Annotated in this window: 20 protein-coding genes; 14 read left to right on the top strand and 6 right to left on the bottom strand. The window is 56.9% G+C overall.

Going from position 1 to position 15,505, the window contains the following annotated elements; genetic code table 11:
* Nucleotides 1-52: 52 nt before the first annotated feature.
* Nucleotides 53-373: a hypothetical protein gene (locus AB7M29_RS13805; protein ID WP_201059974.1), complete on the top strand. Its 321-nt coding sequence runs from the start codon at nt 53-55 to the stop codon at nt 371-373.
* A 2-nt stretch (nt 374-375) separates the two neighbouring features.
* On the opposite strand, the gene AB7M29_RS13800 is transcribed toward AB7M29_RS13805, so the two are convergent.
* Nucleotides 376-1,947, bottom strand: a complete 1,572-nt coding sequence (locus AB7M29_RS13800; protein ID WP_454247056.1) for a sensor domain-containing diguanylate cyclase — start codon at nt 1,945-1,947, stop codon at nt 376-378.
* A 232-nt stretch (nt 1,948-2,179) separates the two neighbouring features.
* Here AB7M29_RS13800 and AB7M29_RS13795 point away from each other — a divergent pair, with 232 nt between their 5' ends.
* Together AB7M29_RS13795 and AB7M29_RS13790 are read left to right on the top strand one after the other, a co-directional pair.
* Complete coding sequence (locus AB7M29_RS13795; protein WP_217858341.1) at nt 2,180-2,833, top strand: HAD family hydrolase; 654 nt, start codon at nt 2,180-2,182, stop codon at nt 2,831-2,833.
* Nucleotides 2,834-2,989: 156 nt separating this feature from the next.
* Nucleotides 2,990-3,472, top strand: a complete 483-nt coding sequence (locus AB7M29_RS13790) for an SH3 domain-containing protein (protein ID WP_217858340.1) — start codon at nt 2,990-2,992, stop codon at nt 3,470-3,472.
* On the opposite strand, the gene AB7M29_RS13785 is transcribed toward AB7M29_RS13790, so the two are convergent.
* A complete protein-coding gene (locus AB7M29_RS13785) occupies nt 3,469-5,220 on the bottom strand; it encodes a L,D-transpeptidase family protein (protein WP_454247055.1) in 1,752 nt (583 codons plus the stop codon). The genes AB7M29_RS13790 and AB7M29_RS13785 overlap by 4 nt on opposite strands.
* 81 nt (nt 5,221-5,301) lie before the next feature.
* Here AB7M29_RS13785 and AB7M29_RS13780 point away from each other — a divergent pair, with 81 nt between their 5' ends.
* From AB7M29_RS13780 to AB7M29_RS13750, 7 genes are all read left to right on the top strand, one after another.
* Nucleotides 5,302-6,006 (top strand): murein L,D-transpeptidase catalytic domain family protein, encoded by a 705-nt coding sequence (locus tag AB7M29_RS13780; protein ID WP_217858338.1) that lies wholly within the window; start codon nt 5,302-5,304, stop codon nt 6,004-6,006.
* Between the two features lie 145 nt (nt 6,007-6,151).
* Nucleotides 6,152-7,945, top strand: coding sequence for a copper resistance system multicopper oxidase (locus AB7M29_RS13775; RefSeq protein WP_454247054.1), 1,794 nt, complete (start codon nt 6,152-6,154; stop codon nt 7,943-7,945).
* 10 nt (nt 7,946-7,955) lie between these two features.
* Nucleotides 7,956-8,846: a copper resistance protein B gene (locus AB7M29_RS13770; RefSeq protein WP_217858336.1), complete on the top strand. Its 891-nt coding sequence runs from the start codon at nt 7,956-7,958 to the stop codon at nt 8,844-8,846.
* A gap of 55 nt (nt 8,847-8,901) precedes the next feature.
* Complete coding sequence (gene copC / locus AB7M29_RS13765; protein ID WP_217858335.1) at nt 8,902-9,273, top strand: copper homeostasis periplasmic binding protein CopC; 372 nt, start codon at nt 8,902-8,904, stop codon at nt 9,271-9,273.
* Nucleotides 9,274-9,276: 3 nt separating this feature from the next.
* Nucleotides 9,277-10,200 carry a copper homeostasis membrane protein CopD gene (gene copD, locus AB7M29_RS13760; RefSeq protein ID WP_217858334.1) on the top strand — a complete coding sequence of 308 codons (924 nt, stop codon included), beginning with the start codon at nt 9,277-9,279 and terminating at the stop codon, nt 10,198-10,200.
* A gap of 171 nt (nt 10,201-10,371) precedes the next feature.
* Nucleotides 10,372-10,713 (top strand): hypothetical protein, encoded by a 342-nt coding sequence (locus AB7M29_RS13755; protein WP_217858333.1) that lies wholly within the window; start codon nt 10,372-10,374, stop codon nt 10,711-10,713.
* Nucleotides 10,714-10,867: 154 nt separating this feature from the next.
* A complete protein-coding gene (locus AB7M29_RS13750; RefSeq protein ID WP_454247053.1) occupies nt 10,868-11,659 on the top strand; it encodes a transporter substrate-binding domain-containing protein in 792 nt (263 codons plus the stop codon).
* Between the two features lie 131 nt (nt 11,660-11,790).
* Here the strand turns inward: AB7M29_RS13750 and AB7M29_RS13745 are convergent, their stop codons facing one another.
* The 4 genes from AB7M29_RS13745 to AB7M29_RS13730 form a co-directional block, all read right to left on the bottom strand.
* Nucleotides 11,791-11,988 carry a hypothetical protein gene (locus AB7M29_RS13745; RefSeq protein WP_217858331.1) on the bottom strand — a complete coding sequence of 66 codons (198 nt, stop codon included), beginning with the start codon at nt 11,986-11,988 and terminating at the stop codon, nt 11,791-11,793.
* Nucleotides 11,989-12,143: 155 nt separating this feature from the next.
* Nucleotides 12,144-12,599, bottom strand: a complete 456-nt coding sequence (locus tag AB7M29_RS13740; protein ID WP_217858330.1) for a type VI secretion system amidase immunity protein Tai4 — start codon at nt 12,597-12,599, stop codon at nt 12,144-12,146.
* A complete protein-coding gene (locus tag AB7M29_RS13735; protein WP_454247052.1) occupies nt 12,599-13,099 on the bottom strand; it encodes a type VI secretion system amidase effector protein Tae4 in 501 nt (166 codons plus the stop codon). Before AB7M29_RS13735 ends, AB7M29_RS13740 begins: the two co-directional genes overlap by 1 nt.
* 166 nt (nt 13,100-13,265) lie before the next feature.
* Complete coding sequence (locus AB7M29_RS13730) at nt 13,266-13,403, bottom strand: hypothetical protein (RefSeq protein ID WP_454248768.1); 138 nt, start codon at nt 13,401-13,403, stop codon at nt 13,266-13,268.
* 318 nt (nt 13,404-13,721) lie between these two features.
* Between AB7M29_RS13730 and AB7M29_RS13725 the strand changes: the two genes are divergently transcribed.
* The 4 genes from AB7M29_RS13725 (at nt 13,722) to AB7M29_RS13710 (ending at nt 15,381) form a co-directional block, all read left to right on the top strand.
* Complete coding sequence (locus tag AB7M29_RS13725; protein ID WP_217858327.1) at nt 13,722-13,991, top strand: short-chain dehydrogenase; 270 nt, start codon at nt 13,722-13,724, stop codon at nt 13,989-13,991.
* A 150-nt stretch (nt 13,992-14,141) separates the two neighbouring features.
* Nucleotides 14,142-14,288, top strand: a complete 147-nt coding sequence (locus tag AB7M29_RS13720) for a hypothetical protein (protein WP_217858326.1) — start codon at nt 14,142-14,144, stop codon at nt 14,286-14,288.
* Between the two features lie 145 nt (nt 14,289-14,433).
* On the top strand, nt 14,434-14,715 hold the full coding sequence (locus AB7M29_RS13715) for a type II toxin-antitoxin system YafO family toxin (RefSeq protein WP_454247051.1): 282 nt from the start codon (nt 14,434-14,436) through the stop codon (nt 14,713-14,715).
* A 450-nt stretch (nt 14,716-15,165) separates the two neighbouring features.
* Nucleotides 15,166-15,381 (top strand): hypothetical protein, encoded by a 216-nt coding sequence (locus AB7M29_RS13710; RefSeq protein ID WP_454247050.1) that lies wholly within the window; start codon nt 15,166-15,168, stop codon nt 15,379-15,381.
* Nucleotides 15,382-15,505: the final 124 nt, after the last annotated feature.

Here is a 15,505-nt window from a genome sequence, read left to right as displayed (position 1 = left end):
CGCCATCGCACCAATATCAGACAACGGCTCATTGTATGGAGACGTAACCCTGATGAATATCAGAATGACCTCACTGTTATTGGCCGGGTTAGTAGTCACGGCATCTGCAAACATCTTTGCGGCGTCCGGAGATGGAGCGGAGGCCACCGGCACTCAGTCGGGCGGCATCAGCAGCTCGACGTTTCCACCCGACAATACCCCCGGCTCGCCTGCGGGCGGGACCAGTTCGGACACCCATGGAAGCGGCACGGGCACCGATGGCGGGGCCAGCGGTTCCGGCTCGGGTGCTGGAGGTGGAACCGGGTCTGCCGGTGGTGGCACCGGCGGTGCTGGCGGTGGGACGGGCAGTTCGACGCATAAAAGCAATCCATGACACTAGCGGTCTGAGCGCATCAGTGCCTCGATGCCGCCTTCCATGGACAACACCGCCGAACGATTTCGCCCCGAATGCTTGGCCTGGTACAACGCCGCATCTGCGCGCTTGATCAACATTTCGGTGCTGTCATGCCCTGTCGGCACAAACGAGTAACAGCCAAGGCTGACCGTCACGTAGCCCGTGGGTGAGCCGCTGTGGATGATGTTCTTGTCCATGACGCTGCGGCGGATCTGCTCGGCGATCGTCAGCGCACCATGGATGTCGGTGTCCGGCAGCAACACCGCAAACTCTTCACCGCCGTAGCGCACTGCCAGATCGGCATTGCGGTGACAGCAACTCTTGAGTGCCCGCGCCACTTCGGCCAGGCAATGGTCCCCCGCCACATGACCGTAGGCGTCGTTATAGCGCTTGAAATAATCGATATCGAGCATGACCAGGCTCAGCGGACTCGACTGACGGGCACCGCGCCCGAACTCCATCTCCAGCGCCCGCTCGAACAATCGACGATTGGCCAACCCGGTCAGGCTGTCGTGGGTGGCGATCAATTCCAGGGTTTTCTGCGCCTTGCGCAAATCCGCCTCGATGCGCTCGCCCGCGCGCACCTGATGAATGAACACCCAACCGAACAACCCCACGCCGAGGACGACCAGAGCGACGATCACACTGGATCGAATCGCCGTGTCGTACCAGTCTTTTAAGATCGCGTCTTTGGAAGATGCCGCCGCGACCACCACCGGATAGGCATCGAGTTGTCGGTAGCCATACAACCGAACGATGCCATCCACCACCGAGTCGATCATGGCGTTGCCGGATGTCGCGCGGGGCAGGAGTTTTTGAAAAATCTCGCCCTGAGCCAATGACGTGCCGATCTGCGATTCCACAAACGGCCGTCGCGCCAGCAGTGTTCCATCAGTCAGAGCCAAAAACATTGCGCCGTTGTTATCGATGCTGAAGCTTTTGAAGAACTGATCGAAGTACGACATTTTGATCCCGGCCAACAACACACCCTGGAAATTGCCGTTCTGGTCGTTGACTCGCCTGGAAACCGGAATGATCCATTCGCCATTTTCCCGACTGCGAATCGCCGGGCCGATGTGCGCCAGGGACGACGCGTTTTGCTGGTGAAACCTGAAATAGTCACGGTCCGCGACACCAGGACCACGGGGCAGGTTTTCGAACGACGTCACGACCCATTGCCCCTGCTTGTCGAACAGAAATATCCCGTGCAATTGATGCAGCGTCTGCACCCGCCGCGCGAAAGTTTTCTGCAAACGTGGCGTCTGGACAGCGTCGAAACCCTCCGCCTGAATCCAGTCCACCAGACTGGTCAGCACCAGATCGGCTTTCATGAAGGTGTCTTCGGCCTGCTGCGCCATGGCCCGGGTCAGGTTTGACGAAGACACCTCGGCCAACGCCAGATCGTGACGGCGCGACTGCTCCAGTTGCAGGTAAAGCAGCCCACAAAGACAGAGGCACACGGCCGCAATAAACAGCACCGCAGCCTTGAGCAGAGGCAGCCGCCTCAAGGCACCCTCGGGCGCGGGGTGCTGATCGGGAATGGGGATAGGCAAAAGCGAGTCCTGAAAGGGTAAGGCATGGGCAGAGGCCCAAAACCCTTATTCTTTGTGAGCTTACTCTACGGGGTTGTGCGGGGCAATTGCGCCTGTTTTACAGAGACCGATTGGCCCGCGCGAGCGAAATACGAAACCCCTCTCTGCTAGGATGAAAAACCTCAGGAGCCTATCGAACGCTTCGATATCGGCTACCGCGCCTGCCCCGACCGTTTACCCATGGAGGAAAAACATGAGCGCTGCGCATCACCCCGCTCCCATTGATACCGTTGTGTTCGATCTCGGTAATGTCCTTATCCGCTGGAACCCCAGAAACCTTTACCGAAAGTTGTTCGGTGAAGACCTGGAGGCCATGGAAACATTCCTGTCAGACGTCTGCCACACCGCCTGGAACGAACAACAGGACCAAGGCAGAACCTGGCAGGAGGCGATTGAGGAAGCCATCGCCCGACATCCGTCCCAGGAAGCATTGATTCGCGCCTACCGCGAGCGCTGGGAAGAAATGCTCGATGGTGCCATAGAGGAGACGGTACACATCCTCGATGAACTGCATGCCAAAGGCGTGCGGTTATTGGCTCTGACCAACTGGTCCGCCGAAACCTTTCCGATCGCCCTTGAACGCTTTGAGTTCTTGCAGCGATTCGAAGGCATTCTGGTGTCGGGTGCCGAGGGGATAATCAAGCCTTCGCCGGAGATTTTTCAGTTACTGCTGTCGCGGTTTGACGTTGATAGCCGCCGCGCGGTGTTCATCGATGATCACGCGCCTAATATTGCAGGAGCACGCCGGGAGGGATTTCATGCGGTCCAGTTCTTCAGCCCGGAACAATTGCGCGAGGAACTGGTGGCGCTGGGGTTGCCCGTACAGCAAGGCCAATCAGCGAGGTAAACCGCTTTTCGCAGGAGCCAGCGGTGCGGCAAGCCTGGCTCCTGCTGGTCCGCCCATTTTCTTCAAGACCGCGGGTGCTTCAATCACATGACGCAAGGCAAAACCGCGTTACCTTGAAGGAGCTACGATTAACTGACATCACGACAGGAAATCGAAATGAGTAAAGCAGACGAACTCGCCGAGAAGCTGAAACAATCCCGGCCAACCAGTACCGACGCGACCATCGCCGATCAGGCCATCGACAGCTGGCCCGCCCAGGTCTACGAGCTGTATCACCAGATTGAAGCCTGGCTGCAGCCACTGATCGAAGTGGGTCTGAAGCTGCGACGCAATTCCACTCACGTGTTCGAGAGGGCTCCGGACGGGGCGAGTTACGATTACGCCATCGACCAACTGCTGATCGAAGGCAACCACCACAGCATCACCTTCGACCCTGTCGCTCGCTTCACCGCCGACGGTGCCGGGCGGATCGAGATCCATTCGATAGGGAAAGAACTCGCACTGTTGCGAACCGTGGACGAACACGGCGAGACGCATTGGTGGCTTCAGGCGATCGAGCAATCCGGACAACAACCGGATGCGATCGCACTGACCGAACACAACTTGCTTCTGGCGGTGCAAGAAGGGCTGGGGCTTTAAAGCTTGTTCTGCCCCACCGCCATCGAGGGAGGCGCCGGTCGCCTCCCGTCCAGCGTTGGCCGTTCCGACGGCAGATTCAGCGCCCGCAACACCGGCTTATCGTACCCATACACATCGGGTTTGAACGTCACTCGCCCGTCAAGACTCAGGTCTACCGTCCAATAGGCCAACAGCACCGGCACTTTCACGGGGAGCCTGATGTTCTCTGTCTTGCCGTTGGCTAACTGCTTTTGAATCCCGGCGCTGTCCCAGCGAACCGGGTCATTGAACAACAGCTCCACTAATTGCAGCGGGTTTTCTACCCGAATACAGCCGGAACTGGTCGCGCGATTGGATTGCGCAAACAACTCGCGATGCGGTGTGTCGTGCAGATAAATCGCATAGTCATTGGGAAAGCGAATGACCACCTGCCCCAGCGAGTTATCCGACCCTGCATCCTGACGTAGCGTAAGGCCACGCGGGTTGTCCCAATCCACGGTAAACGGGTCGAGCACATTGCCTTCTCGATCAATCACACGAATGCGGTTTGCATCAAGGTAACCGGGATTGTTGCGAATCTTCGGCAGCATGTCCTTGACCAGAATGGTCGGCGGCACGGTCCAGGTCGGGTTGAACGTGATGTAGGTGATCTCGGATTGAAAAATCGGCGTGCTGCGATACGGTTTACCCACCTGCACCCGTGAGCGCCATATCAGGTTGCCATCGCGATAGAACGAAACCTTGTACCCGGCGATGTCGACGATGACAAAGGTGCCTTGGAGTTTGTACAGCAGCCACCGCGCCCGCTCCATGTTCACACGGACCTGGTCGATTCGAGCCTCGACCGGCACATTCAGCGCCGCGAGTGTCGCCGGCCCCGCCACACCATCCGCCCCGAGGTATTGCTCGGCCTGATACTTCTTCACCGCCGCCATGACGGTGTCGTCATAGTCGGAGCGCGCGTTCATTTTCGCGGTCAGATACCCCCCCGCCACCAAACGGGCTCGCAACTGCGCAACCGAGGCGTCGTCCATGCCGGGCCTGAGGGTCTGCCCTTGCGGAATCTTCGGCCAGCCGCCACTGTCGCGAACCCTGCGCAGTTGCGCCAGGCCCTGTCGCAACGTGCCATAAATCGCTTCTTGTGGTGGTGCCTGGGCGAACGCGCGCCCGACGTCATGGCTGTCGAGGGCGGCGAAGAAAAGATTAACGTCCTCCCGAGGGTCGATGCCGAGCGGGTCGAAATTCCAATGGATGTCCAGCCGCGAAGGGTCGACCTTGCCGCGCCGCAACTGCAGCAGCGCCGAGATAAACGTCTGGGTCGCCGAGATATCAAAAGCTGCCCGCTGCCCGGGGGTGGGCGCGGTTGCCTGCATCGAGTTTCTGGCCGTGACCAGTTCGGCAATTCGAAAATCCTCAGGGTCCAGCCCATCGATCTCGGTTTCGCTCAGGCTTTTCAATAACTGGACGACATCGTCATCGTCAGTCCAAGCGGCGCGATAACCACGATGGCTATAGAAATCCATTACCGCTCGGTTAACGTCGACCCGTTGATGACGCGGTGAGGTGAGCAACGGGGGAAATGCTGAACTCAATGGCGCCAGCGCCGACTGAATCGCCTGACCGACGTAATCGCCAGGCGCGGCATCCTCGACCACGCTAACGGGAGATGGCGGCTCAATCGGCGAAGTTTCCGCAATTGCCATGCCGCTTATCAGAAAGCCCATAAAAAATATGCGGCTTATGACGAATAACCTTGTTAACTGCCCCATGGATAATCCTTAATCTCCCATTTTCAACCGGCTAGCGTCGTGCGCGCTGCTAGACTCGAAACAATCAGATGAGACTTGCATATGGCCCTAGACCGCTTCGGCTTTTTAATGACGGCCCTGTTGCTGACCGCGTGTACATTACCGGCAGCCTACGCCGATTCGCTTGAAGCCGCGCTGATCAAAGCGGCCCCCAATGCCAACGCCAAGGTGATTGCCCTGGCCGTACGCGCTTCCCAATGCAGCCGTGCCCAAAGTACAGCTCCGGCTCAAAGACTAGCAGTCATCGATTATTCCCTGCCCTCGACCGCGCAGCGTCTTTGGGTATTCGACCTTAAACAACGCAAATTGTTGTTCCATGAACTGGTCGCCCACGGTCGCAACAGCGGCGAAAACATGGCCCGTCTGTTCTCCAACCGCAATGCCAGCTTCGCTACCAGTCTGGGTTTGTACCGAACCCAGTCCAGCTATGTCGGGCAGAACGGCTATTCGTTGCGCATGGAAGGTCTGGAGCCGGGTTTCAACGACAACGCTTTCGAGCGGGCGATCGTTATTCATGGCGCGCCGTATGTCAGCCCGGACCTGGCGCGAGCGAATGGCCGGATCGGCAGAAGCCTGGGCTGCCCGGCGGTGAGGCCTGCAATTGCGCATCAGCTGATCGACTCGATGAAGGATGGCCAGTTGTTGTTTTCCTACTATCCGGATCAGCGCTGGTTGAAGTCTTCTTCGTATATCAATTGCGGTAATGCCACCGTGGCGGACTCGTCCAAGCCGAACAGAAGTCACTAAATACAGCGTGAAACTGTCAAAACTGTAATCTTCGCCTCAGCCTGCTGAAAGGCGCCGCCCGTTAGCCTCCACCTCATTAAGTTCTCCTCCCTCCGTTCAGGATGGGCTTGAGGACTTCATCAGGCTGATGGACGGGAAAAACGGCATGCATTCCAACACCTCAAGACGCACTTTCGTGAAGGGCCTCGCCGCTGGCGGGGTTCTTGCTGGCCTCGGGCTGTGGCGCACGCCTGTCTGGGCGGTCACCAGCCCCGGCGAACCGAACGTGCTGGCCGGTACCGACTTCGACCTGTTCATCGGCGAAACCCCGGTCAACATCACCGGCAACCCTCGCACAGCGATGACCATCAACGGCGGTATTCCCGGCCCCCTGCTGCGCTGGCGTGAGGGCGACACCGTCACGCTGCGGGTGAAAAACAAACTCAAGGACAGTACCTCGATTCACTGGCACGGCATCTTGCTGCCCGCCAACATGGACGGCGTGCCGGGCCTGAGCTTTCACGGCATCGAGCCAGATGGGATGTACGTTTACCAGTTCAAGGTCCGGCAGAACGGCACTTACTGGTACCACAGCCATTCCGGCTTTCAGGAACAGTCCGGGGTTTACGGGCCATTGGTAATCGACGCCAAGGAACCGGAGCCGTTCCAGTACGACCGCGACTACGTGGTGATGCTCACCGACTGGACCGACGAAGATGCCGTCGACCTGATGAGCAAACTCAAGAAACAATCGGACTACTACAACTACCATAAGCGCACCGTGGGCGATTTCATCCACGACGTCAGTGAGAAAGGTTGGGGTTCGACGGTTGCCGACCGCAAGATGTGGGCCGAGATGAAGATGAACCCCACCGATCTGGCGGATGTCAGCGGCGCCACTTACACCTACTTGATGAACGGCCAGGCGCCAAACATGAACTGGACTGGCGTATTCCGCCCCGGTGAAAAGCTGCGACTGCGCTTCATCAACGGCTCGTCCATGACCTACTTCGACGTGCGCATCCCCGGCCTGAAAATGACCGTGGTCGCGGCGGATGGCCAACACGTCAAACCGGTGAGCGTCGACGAATTCCGTATCGCGGTGGCGGAGACGTTTGATGTGATCGTCGAGCCTACCCAGGACGCCTACACCCTGTTCGCCCAGTCGATGGATCGAACGGGTTATGCCCGCGGCACCCTTGCGGCGAAGGCCGGGTTGTCGGCGCCGGTACCACCGCTGGATCCGCGACCGCTGGTGACCATGGATGACATGGGGATGGGCGGGATGGATCACGGCAGCATGGGCAGTGATATGGCGGGTATGGATCACAGTGCCACGCAAGGCATGACGGGCATGGACGGCGGTGATATCCAAGGCATGGACACCATGGCCGGCATGGATCACAGCAGCATGGCCATGGGCGGCATGGCCGGTATGCAATCCCATCCAGACACGGAAAAAGACAACCCGCTGGTGGACATGCAAGCCATGAGCACCTCGCCGAAACTCGACGACCCGGGCCTGGGCCTGCGCGACAACGGCCGCCGCGTGCTGACTTACTCCGACCTGCGCAGCACCTTCGAAGACCCGGACGGCCGTGAGCCCGGCCGCACCATCGAGCTGCACCTCACCGGGCACATGGAGAAATTCGCCTGGTCGTTCAACGGCGTGAAATTCTCCGATGCCGAACCGATGCGCCTCAAGTACGGAGAGCGAATTCGTGTGGTACTGGTCAACGACACCATGATGACTCACCCCATTCACCTGCACGGCATGTGGAGCGATCTCGAAGACGAGAACGGCCAGTTCATGGTGCGCAAACACACCATCGACATGCCGCCGGGATCAAAACGCAGCTATCGGGTCACCGCCGACGCGCTCGGCCGCTGGGCCTATCACTGCCATCTCCTGTATCACATGGAAATGGGCATGTTCCGTGAAGTTCGCGTGGAAGAATGAGGCGCTACCCATGACCAGATTGATTCGCTCTACCCGCCTCGCTTTGGCACTCGCTGGCTTCACGGCTTCTTCGGCCATGGCCGCTACCGGTGATATGCAGGGCATGGACCATAGCCAGATGCCGGGCATGGATCACAGCCTAATGCAGAGCATGGACGACGGCCAGATGCAGCCCGCCACGCCAACCCAAAGCCGCACGCCGATCCCGGCATTGACCGACGCCGACCGCGCCGCCGTCTACGTCAGCCCCGCCGGCCATGCCGTGCATGACACCGCGCTCAACTATTACTTCCTCGCCGACAAACTCGAGTGGCAGGACGCCGACGACGGCAGCGCGTTGGCCTGGGATCTGTCCGGCTGGATCGGCGGCGACATCGATCGCCTGTGGCTGCGCTCCGAAGGTGAACGCGTCAATGGCAAAACCGAAGACGCCGAAGTTCAGGCCCTGTGGGGTCACGCCATCTCCCCGTGGTGGGACGTGGTGACCGGCGTGCGCCAGGATTTCAAACCCGGCGATCCGCAAACCTGGGCCGCGTTCGGCGTGCAAGGCATGGCGCTGTACAACTTCGAAACCGAGGCCACCGCCTTCATCGGCGAAGGTGGCCAGACCGCCGCGCGGCTGGAAGGTGACTACGACATCCTGCTCACCAACCGGCTGATTTTGCAGCCGACCGTCGAGCTCAACGTCTATGGCAAAAACGACCCGCAACGGGGCATCGGCTCCGGGCTGTCCAACACCGAAGCCGGCCTGCGATTGCGCTATGAAATCCGTCGGGAATTCGCGCCCTACATCGGCGTGACCTGGAACCGCACCTATGGCAAAACCGCCGATTACGCCAGGGACGAAGGCGAGGACCGCAGCGAAGCCCGCCTCGTGCTCGGCGTTCGGTTGTGGTTCTAAACGCTTTAACTCAAAAACCTAAAAACCAACCGCTTGAAGCGGAAAGAGGCCTTGCATGCGCATGATTAAAACTACCGCTGTTGCCGTTGGGCTGCTCATGAGCGCACTGGCTCAAGCCCACCCGAAACTGCTCTCCTCCACTCCGGCGGAAGGCGCGGATGGCACAGCACCGAGCACTATCGAACTGCACTTCTCCGAAAATCTCATGACCCAATTCTCCGGCGCCAAACTGGTCATGACCGCAATGCCCGGCATGGCCCACTCGCCCATGCCCATGAAAGCCAAAGTCTCCGGCGGCAGCGACCCGAAAACCATGGTCATCACCCCGCTTTCGCCGCTGCCCACCGGCAGCTACAAAGTCGAATGGCGCGCCGTGTCTTCGGACACTCACCCGATCACCGGCAACGTTACGTTCAAAGTGAAGTGATGGATGAGCGACTCAATCAGCATTGCCCTGCGCTTTGCGTTGTATCTGGATTTGATGCTGTTGTTCGGGGTGGCATTTTTTGGGCTGTACAGCCTTAAAGGGCAAGAACGGATGTCGGGCGCAGTGTTGCCGTTCCGGTCGATGTTGGCGGGGACGGCAGTGCTGGGTGCGGTGTTGTCCGCTGCCAGCATGTTGACGATGGCGAGTGCAATGAGCGGGGAATCGGACTTCGCCGAACTGCGTCCGCACATCGAGATGATGGTGTTTGAGACGGACGTGGGTCTGGCCTGGGTGGTTCGCATTGTTGCGCTGCTGACTGCCGGTTTGGCGGTGATGCTCCGTGCGCCTGGCGTCAGCTTGTGGGTCGCAGCTTTTGCCGGCGGTATCGCTCTCTCTAGCCTGGCCTGGAACGGACATGGCGCGATGGATGAAGGCAGTCGTCGTGATTGGCATTTCACGGTAGACATCCTGCACTTGCTGGTGGCGGGGGCATGGCTGGGTGCGTTGGTGGCGTTTGCACTGATGGCGAAAATCACCGCTTTGCAAACTGAAGCGCGCATCAGGTTGCTGGCCCGCGCAGTTAGTCGATTTGAGGTGATTGGCGCGGTCATCGTGGTGGTCATCACGGTGACGGGAATTGTGAATTATCTGTTCATCGTCGGGCCGAAGCTGGATGAAGTTTTTCTCAGCACTTATGGGGTTTTGCTGTTCATCAAAGTGGTGCTGTTTGCCGGGATGCTCGTGCTCGCCGCGTTAAACCGGTTTCACCTTGGGCCGTTTTTGGAGCGCTCATTGCGCGACGGTCAACATCGGGAGGCTGCGAATGCGCTACGGCGCAGCGTGGTGGTGGAATTGGCAGCGGCGGTGTTGATTGTCGGACTGGTGGCGTGGCTGGGGACGTTGAGTCCGGAGATGGACGCTCTGTAGAGAGAGTAAGCAGGGAAGCACTCTCTACAGCATCCGATGACCGGCCATAGCAGTCAGTGGACAGGATGTGGGGCCTTTACTAGCGTCTAACCACACTAGATTTCAAGCGAGAGGGTTCAACACCCAAGCGCCAAGGTGAAAAAGAGGCGCAATATCGAAAGGAGATCGAAAATGGCTGAAGTAATGAAAGTAGTGGATGTCGAGTTAAAATTACTTAAATCAAACCCACCGCAGCTACACATATCGGCAATTGGCCTCGTGGGTTCTGCTGGATGGACAAACCCGAGATTGGAGCCACGGGTTTATATTCAATTCCCGCCTGACGGCATTCAAGACTTCGATTTTGTTGCTGATCCGCCCAAAGGAACTGTTATACAGGTCGTCCTTCCCATCGACGCATCAAAGCTTTGGAAAGAGCCGCCACTCGATAAACTCAAGGGCGTAAGAGTCCACTCTGCCAGCAACTCGATTGAAGCGCATCTTAAGAGTTCGAAGTCCTTGGCTTGTGGATAAACAACTAATGTGAAGGGATACGTGTCGGGCCTTGCCTGACACGTCCCATGCGCTGGAGTGAATGGGGTATTGGGACAGTGGATGACAATCGAGAAGCGCGTTCACTACACTGACTCCCGCTTGAACCCCACTCCATCACAAAAGCCCGATAACAATGAAAACCATAAAAAGCACAATGATGCTCTGTGGCCTGCTCGCGTTAGCCAGCGGCGTTCAGGCAGAGCAAAGCCCTTCCCATCTCGACACCGTCCTGCAGCAAGGCCAACTGCGCGTCTGCACGACCGGCGACTACAAACCCTATACCTTCAAAGGCGAAGACGGCGAATACTCGGGGATCGACATCGCCATGGCCCGCTCACTGGCCGACAGCTTGGGCGTCAAAGTTGAGTGGGTCCAGACCACCTGGAAAACCCTGATGCCCGACATGCTCGCGGGCAAATGCGACATCGGCGTCGGCGGCATCCCCGTCACGCTGGAACGCCAGAAAAAAGCCTTCTTCAGCACCACGCTGGACGTCGACGGCAAAATCCCGCTGGTGCGCTGCGAAAATCAGGCGCAATACCAGACCATCGAACAAATCAACCAACCTTCAGTTCGCCTGGTCGAACCGGCCGGCGGCACCAACGAAGCCTTCGTCCACGCCTTCTTGCCCAAGGCGCAATTGAAGCTGCACGACAACGTGACCATCTTCCAGGAGCTCCTGGATAAGAAGGCTGACGTGATGATTACCGATGCGTCGGAAGCGCTGTATCAGCAGAAACTCAAACCGGGTTTGTGCGCGGTTAACCCGACGCAATTTATGCAGTATGGGGAGAAGGCTTATCTGTTGCCGCGTGATGATATTAGTTGGAAGTTGTATGTCGATCAGTGGCTGCACTTGGCCAAGGTGACGGGGAACTACCAGAAAATTCTGGGTCAGTGGATAGCGGTGCCAGAGGCGAAATAGTCCGCTGCTATTCATTCCATGTAGCAATTGGCGAAGCCTGCGTCCGGCTGCGCAGCGGTCGCAAAATCAGAACGTGCGATTCGTCAGGTAGGTCACGCAACGGCGAAAGCATTTCAGCCGTTGCGTCATCTTTAATCGTGCAACAAGCCTGAGCTGTATTCATTGAAGCTGTTACCGATGGCGCTTCCGCCAAAGTTCACCTTGTTGGGGCTATGGCCATCAAACTGTTGGCAGGCTTCTGAGAAACAGGTGCTGGTGCTCATGCCCGAACAGGCGCTCAAGAGCAAAGCACTGGTGATCAGCACGACTTTGAAGAGGTTCGAGATCATTTTCAGTTCCCTATGGGCTGGAAGCGTGGCAACACGACCTTAGGTCATCATCCTATGCCGAAAGCCCGTCAAACTTGATGAAACATTGCTGAGTGACAGCGTTGGTTCAGCTGCCATCATCGTTACGGCTGCTCATCGTCAATCGCGGTGCAGGGTCAATCCTTTTTGGGTCGTGACGGGTTGTCCTGACGATAGGTATGCTGGGGATTGATGACCAATTGTTTGACCTGGCTGTCCAACTCTTTGCTGTGATACAGGTCCAGGCATTTGAGCAGCTCAAAGCGAACGCCTTGACGCTCTGATTCGACCAGTGGATTGTGATAATCACGAGCCAGAAACTGATCAACCAGAGGTCTACCGGCTTGAGGTGCTTGCTCCAGATCGAAATAGGTCCAGTCCATAAGCGCACTGGCACTGCTTCCGGCGTCCTGGGCGGCTTTGGGTTCGCTCTTGTAGGCTGTAGCGATGCAGTCTGCCAGTACCATATCCTTGTAATTTTGCGCGTAGGTGCGCTCGCCTGCCTGTGGGGAGTTGGTCGGATCATCCTTAGACCAACTGTTGGAAGGCGCGGCTGCCCAAGCCAGTACCAAGACCGCAGTCAAATACTTCATCAAGACAAACTCCAGAAGTTTGCGCGGTCGGTTTGATAGTTCATACCCGGCTCATTGAAATAGCAGTGGTCATAACACATTCTGCCGTCGAACAATGTGGCATGCCCCTGAGCGTCCGACCAGCCAGAAACTTCAAACAAAATAAGACCCTTCCGGCCCGCCAGGGTGCCGCCATCTGCGGCAGGGTATCTGACCGTCTCGGCACTTCCCCATTGCTGTTCCAGATAGGCAATCAGGCTTTTGACGCGATAAAAGTACCAGCGCTTGTCAGCGCCAGACACGGTTTCGCCAACTATTCGCGGTATGAGTGAGCCCGAGTAATTGAGGATATAACTCATGCGCACTGCGCACGTGTTGACCCACCTTAGGGCCGGATCACGGCTGTTAATGTTCATTGCAACATTGCCGCCGATGACTGTCGCAACTTTTCCAGATGGATTGACGGTGTCGTAAATCCGTTGAGAAGCTGCCCACGCGTTAGAAAATGAGGGTCGAATCATGTTTCATCCTTGAGTTTAGAAAGCAGAAATCTGCGGCAGTTTAATCCTTCATGCTTGAGGTGACATAGACCTAAACGACGGGGTCATGAAGGTGTGTTGCCCGGAAGGCTCCAGAAGATGAAGCAAATGGGCGACCCCTTCAGGTCGCCCATCTTCATTGCGGCAACTACACCGGCGCCTGCAAGCGCCGCCCCATCACATCCAGCAAATCGCAGCCATCACGCAGCGGAATCGCCAACACCCGCGCGAAGTCCTGCAACAGCAACGCATCACGACTGATGCCCTCGCCCAGACAAACTGTCAAAAGAGTAACGTCCTACACCACACTAGGAATTGTCCGTACACTTATCCATTGCTGCACTTTTGTCACGAGGCCTATAGTCCACCCGACGCCCAAATGGCGTGTCGGGTTTGGCGACTCGATGGCAATTGAACTGAAGCCTTCAACCATTTTCGGAGCGCTTCGGAACGCATCTAGCTGCCTGTTTTATGGTGGCTGTGCGCGGGAGACCTTAGGGTCTGCCGGTTTCTCCATTGCCCGGTTCGCCAACCCGCGTACGGCTACCACCCATTCGTTTGGCGACGATTGAGTAGTAGTTCTCTTGAATTAATGGAGCCCCACATGAACGAATACATGGCTTTAACCAGCAATGCCGACGATCTACCAAGCCTTTTTGTAAACACTACACAACCTTTGCACTCCCTGCTCAGCACTGCCAGTTACAGAATTCGAGCCGTGACGCAGATTCTTGAAAACCTCTCGATGCGCGGTGACATCACCACGGATTCAGTGATACTCAGTGACTTTGCGCTACTGTGCTGCGTGCCATTACGCGATGGCTGCGATGTGCTGGACGTGATCGCCCGACGCATGGATGCTGAACCGTCCTAACGTCAAAAAGGGGCGCCCTCCCCGGACGCCCCTTCGGCTTCATTGAACTCGGCAGAAAAATGTAACTCCGTGCACCGCCTATGCGGTTTGCCCGGATACCATCAATCACATAAGCTGGTCAGTATGAATACACATCTTTCGGAGGCTCCGATGGCCACCACTAAAAAAACCGAAAAGCCCCGCAGAAAGGTCGTCCATAAAGAACTGACGTTCCTGGATGTTAGGGAAGCTGCGCGTGATGGGCAAAAAGTGTTCGATACGTTTGTAATCACTGGCAAGCTTCCTATTACAAAGTAGGTCTGGATGCCGGCAGTTAAAATTGCTGCAGTTTTTCAAAAAGTAAAACACTGGGAAACAATTGCCGCACAGTTCTACAACTACAAGTTGTTCGGTGATCTGCCTGCCATATTTGGCAGAGACGAAAAGTCTCGACCTGAGCGAAATGCATCATATCCACCTCGCGAGTACAGAAGAGATACAAACTCGCTGGGCGAAAATCAGTCGTCAGTATTATCGCACCGCACTTGTTGATGATCCTGAAAATGACTTCTGGCTCATCTATGCTTACGACGACTTCAGAGATGAATACTTACTGCTCACTGTCACGGGGCCGGATGCTCACAATCGTAAAGAATGGGGTTCGTTCCTGCGTACGATGCGCAACGATATCGTAGAACCTTGGATTGTTGGCAAGATCAGATTCCCTGATCTGGATGACCTGTGAACTGTCCGCAAAAAACCCGGCGTTTGGTCGGGTTTCTTTGAGTACTATTTATGGCGAAAAAAAGAACCCTACGAAAAATGGGGAGGGATCTATTTACTCGTGCTATATCCCTGAATCCCTTTCATTCTTCTGTTCATTTGTCCCGAACTACAGCAGCAAGACTCACCTGAGCCCCGCAAGCCCAATCCTGATAAACTCCCCCACCTCCCAGCCTCACCCATTCCAGAAACGCCAATGCCCCCAATCACTGCCACACCCGCCCCGCTCTCCCGCCGCTTCTCCGTCGCCCCGATGATGGATTGGGCATAGCTCTCCCCCAAAGCGCCAACCAGTCTGGCTAACCCGCTGTATTCTCTTCGCTTTGTAGCAATTTCTAAGCAAGCTGCAATTACTGCCTGACAGGGGTACTGCCGGTACTATGCTTGTATTTTTTTGAAAGGAGTCGACGTCATGCTTGGTGATTATTCACTGTCGGATGTACTGGAACGGCTGTATGAAAACCAGCAGGCTCTGGAGGCGGCCATTATGGAGTTGACCCTCTTGGTCGAGAAGCAAGGGGCGCAGGAAGTGGGCGAAAATGTCCGTGGAGCACTGTGGACCATGGGTGAAAACGGCGGCCATATCAAACAAGGCCTGGCGCGATTGAAGAAATTGGATATCGGTTAAGTTACGTCGGGGTGAACTCTGGGTACCAGTTCTGTTCACCTCACAGCGGGTATGGCCAGGAGCGGATGTTTGAGTAGGAAAATGAAGTAACAGAAAAGCGTGGATCTGTGTCTCGCCTAATAAG

It is taken from the genome of Pseudomonas sp. F-14 TE3623 (genome assembly GCF_053629015.1).
The sequence above is the reverse complement of the archived record's forward strand: the minus strand, read 5'-3'. Positions and strand labels throughout refer to the sequence as shown.

What these genes read in the sequence shown, in the direction of transcription:
- AB7M29_RS13805 (WP_201059974.1), top strand. Translation starts at nt 53, where the DNA reads ATGAATATCAGAATGACCTCACTGTTATTGGCCGGGTTAGTAGTCACG.
- AB7M29_RS13795 (WP_217858341.1), top strand. Translation starts at nt 2,180, where the DNA reads ATGAGCGCTGCGCATCACCCCGCTCCCATTGATACCGTTGTGTTCGAT.
- AB7M29_RS13790 (WP_217858340.1), top strand. Translation starts at nt 2,990, where the DNA reads ATGAGTAAAGCAGACGAACTCGCCGAGAAGCTGAAACAATCCCGGCCA.
- AB7M29_RS13785 (WP_454247055.1), bottom strand. Translation starts at nt 5,220, where the DNA reads ATGGGGCAGTTAACAAGGTTATTCGTCATAAGCCGCATATTTTTTATG.
- AB7M29_RS13780 (WP_217858338.1), top strand. Translation starts at nt 5,302, where the DNA reads ATGGCCCTAGACCGCTTCGGCTTTTTAATGACGGCCCTGTTGCTGACC.
- AB7M29_RS13775 (WP_454247054.1), top strand. Translation starts at nt 6,152, where the DNA reads ATGCATTCCAACACCTCAAGACGCACTTTCGTGAAGGGCCTCGCCGCT.
- AB7M29_RS13770 (WP_217858336.1), top strand. Translation starts at nt 7,956, where the DNA reads ATGACCAGATTGATTCGCTCTACCCGCCTCGCTTTGGCACTCGCTGGC.
- copC (WP_217858335.1), top strand. Translation starts at nt 8,902, where the DNA reads ATGCGCATGATTAAAACTACCGCTGTTGCCGTTGGGCTGCTCATGAGC.
- copD (WP_217858334.1), top strand. Translation starts at nt 9,277, where the DNA reads ATGAGCGACTCAATCAGCATTGCCCTGCGCTTTGCGTTGTATCTGGAT.
- AB7M29_RS13755 (WP_217858333.1), top strand. Translation starts at nt 10,372, where the DNA reads ATGGCTGAAGTAATGAAAGTAGTGGATGTCGAGTTAAAATTACTTAAA.
- AB7M29_RS13750 (WP_454247053.1), top strand. Translation starts at nt 10,868, where the DNA reads ATGAAAACCATAAAAAGCACAATGATGCTCTGTGGCCTGCTCGCGTTA.
- AB7M29_RS13745 (WP_217858331.1), bottom strand. Translation starts at nt 11,988, where the DNA reads ATGATCTCGAACCTCTTCAAAGTCGTGCTGATCACCAGTGCTTTGCTC.
- AB7M29_RS13740 (WP_217858330.1), bottom strand. Translation starts at nt 12,599, where the DNA reads ATGAAGTATTTGACTGCGGTCTTGGTACTGGCTTGGGCAGCCGCGCCT.
- AB7M29_RS13735 (WP_454247052.1), bottom strand. Translation starts at nt 13,099, where the DNA reads ATGATTCGACCCTCATTTTCTAACGCGTGGGCAGCTTCTCAACGGATT.
- AB7M29_RS13725 (WP_217858327.1), top strand. Translation starts at nt 13,722, where the DNA reads ATGAACGAATACATGGCTTTAACCAGCAATGCCGACGATCTACCAAGC.
- AB7M29_RS13720 (WP_217858326.1), top strand. Translation starts at nt 14,142, where the DNA reads ATGGCCACCACTAAAAAAACCGAAAAGCCCCGCAGAAAGGTCGTCCAT.
- AB7M29_RS13715 (WP_454247051.1), top strand. Translation starts at nt 14,434, where the DNA reads ATGCATCATATCCACCTCGCGAGTACAGAAGAGATACAAACTCGCTGG.
- AB7M29_RS13710 (WP_454247050.1), top strand. Translation starts at nt 15,166, where the DNA reads ATGCTTGGTGATTATTCACTGTCGGATGTACTGGAACGGCTGTATGAA.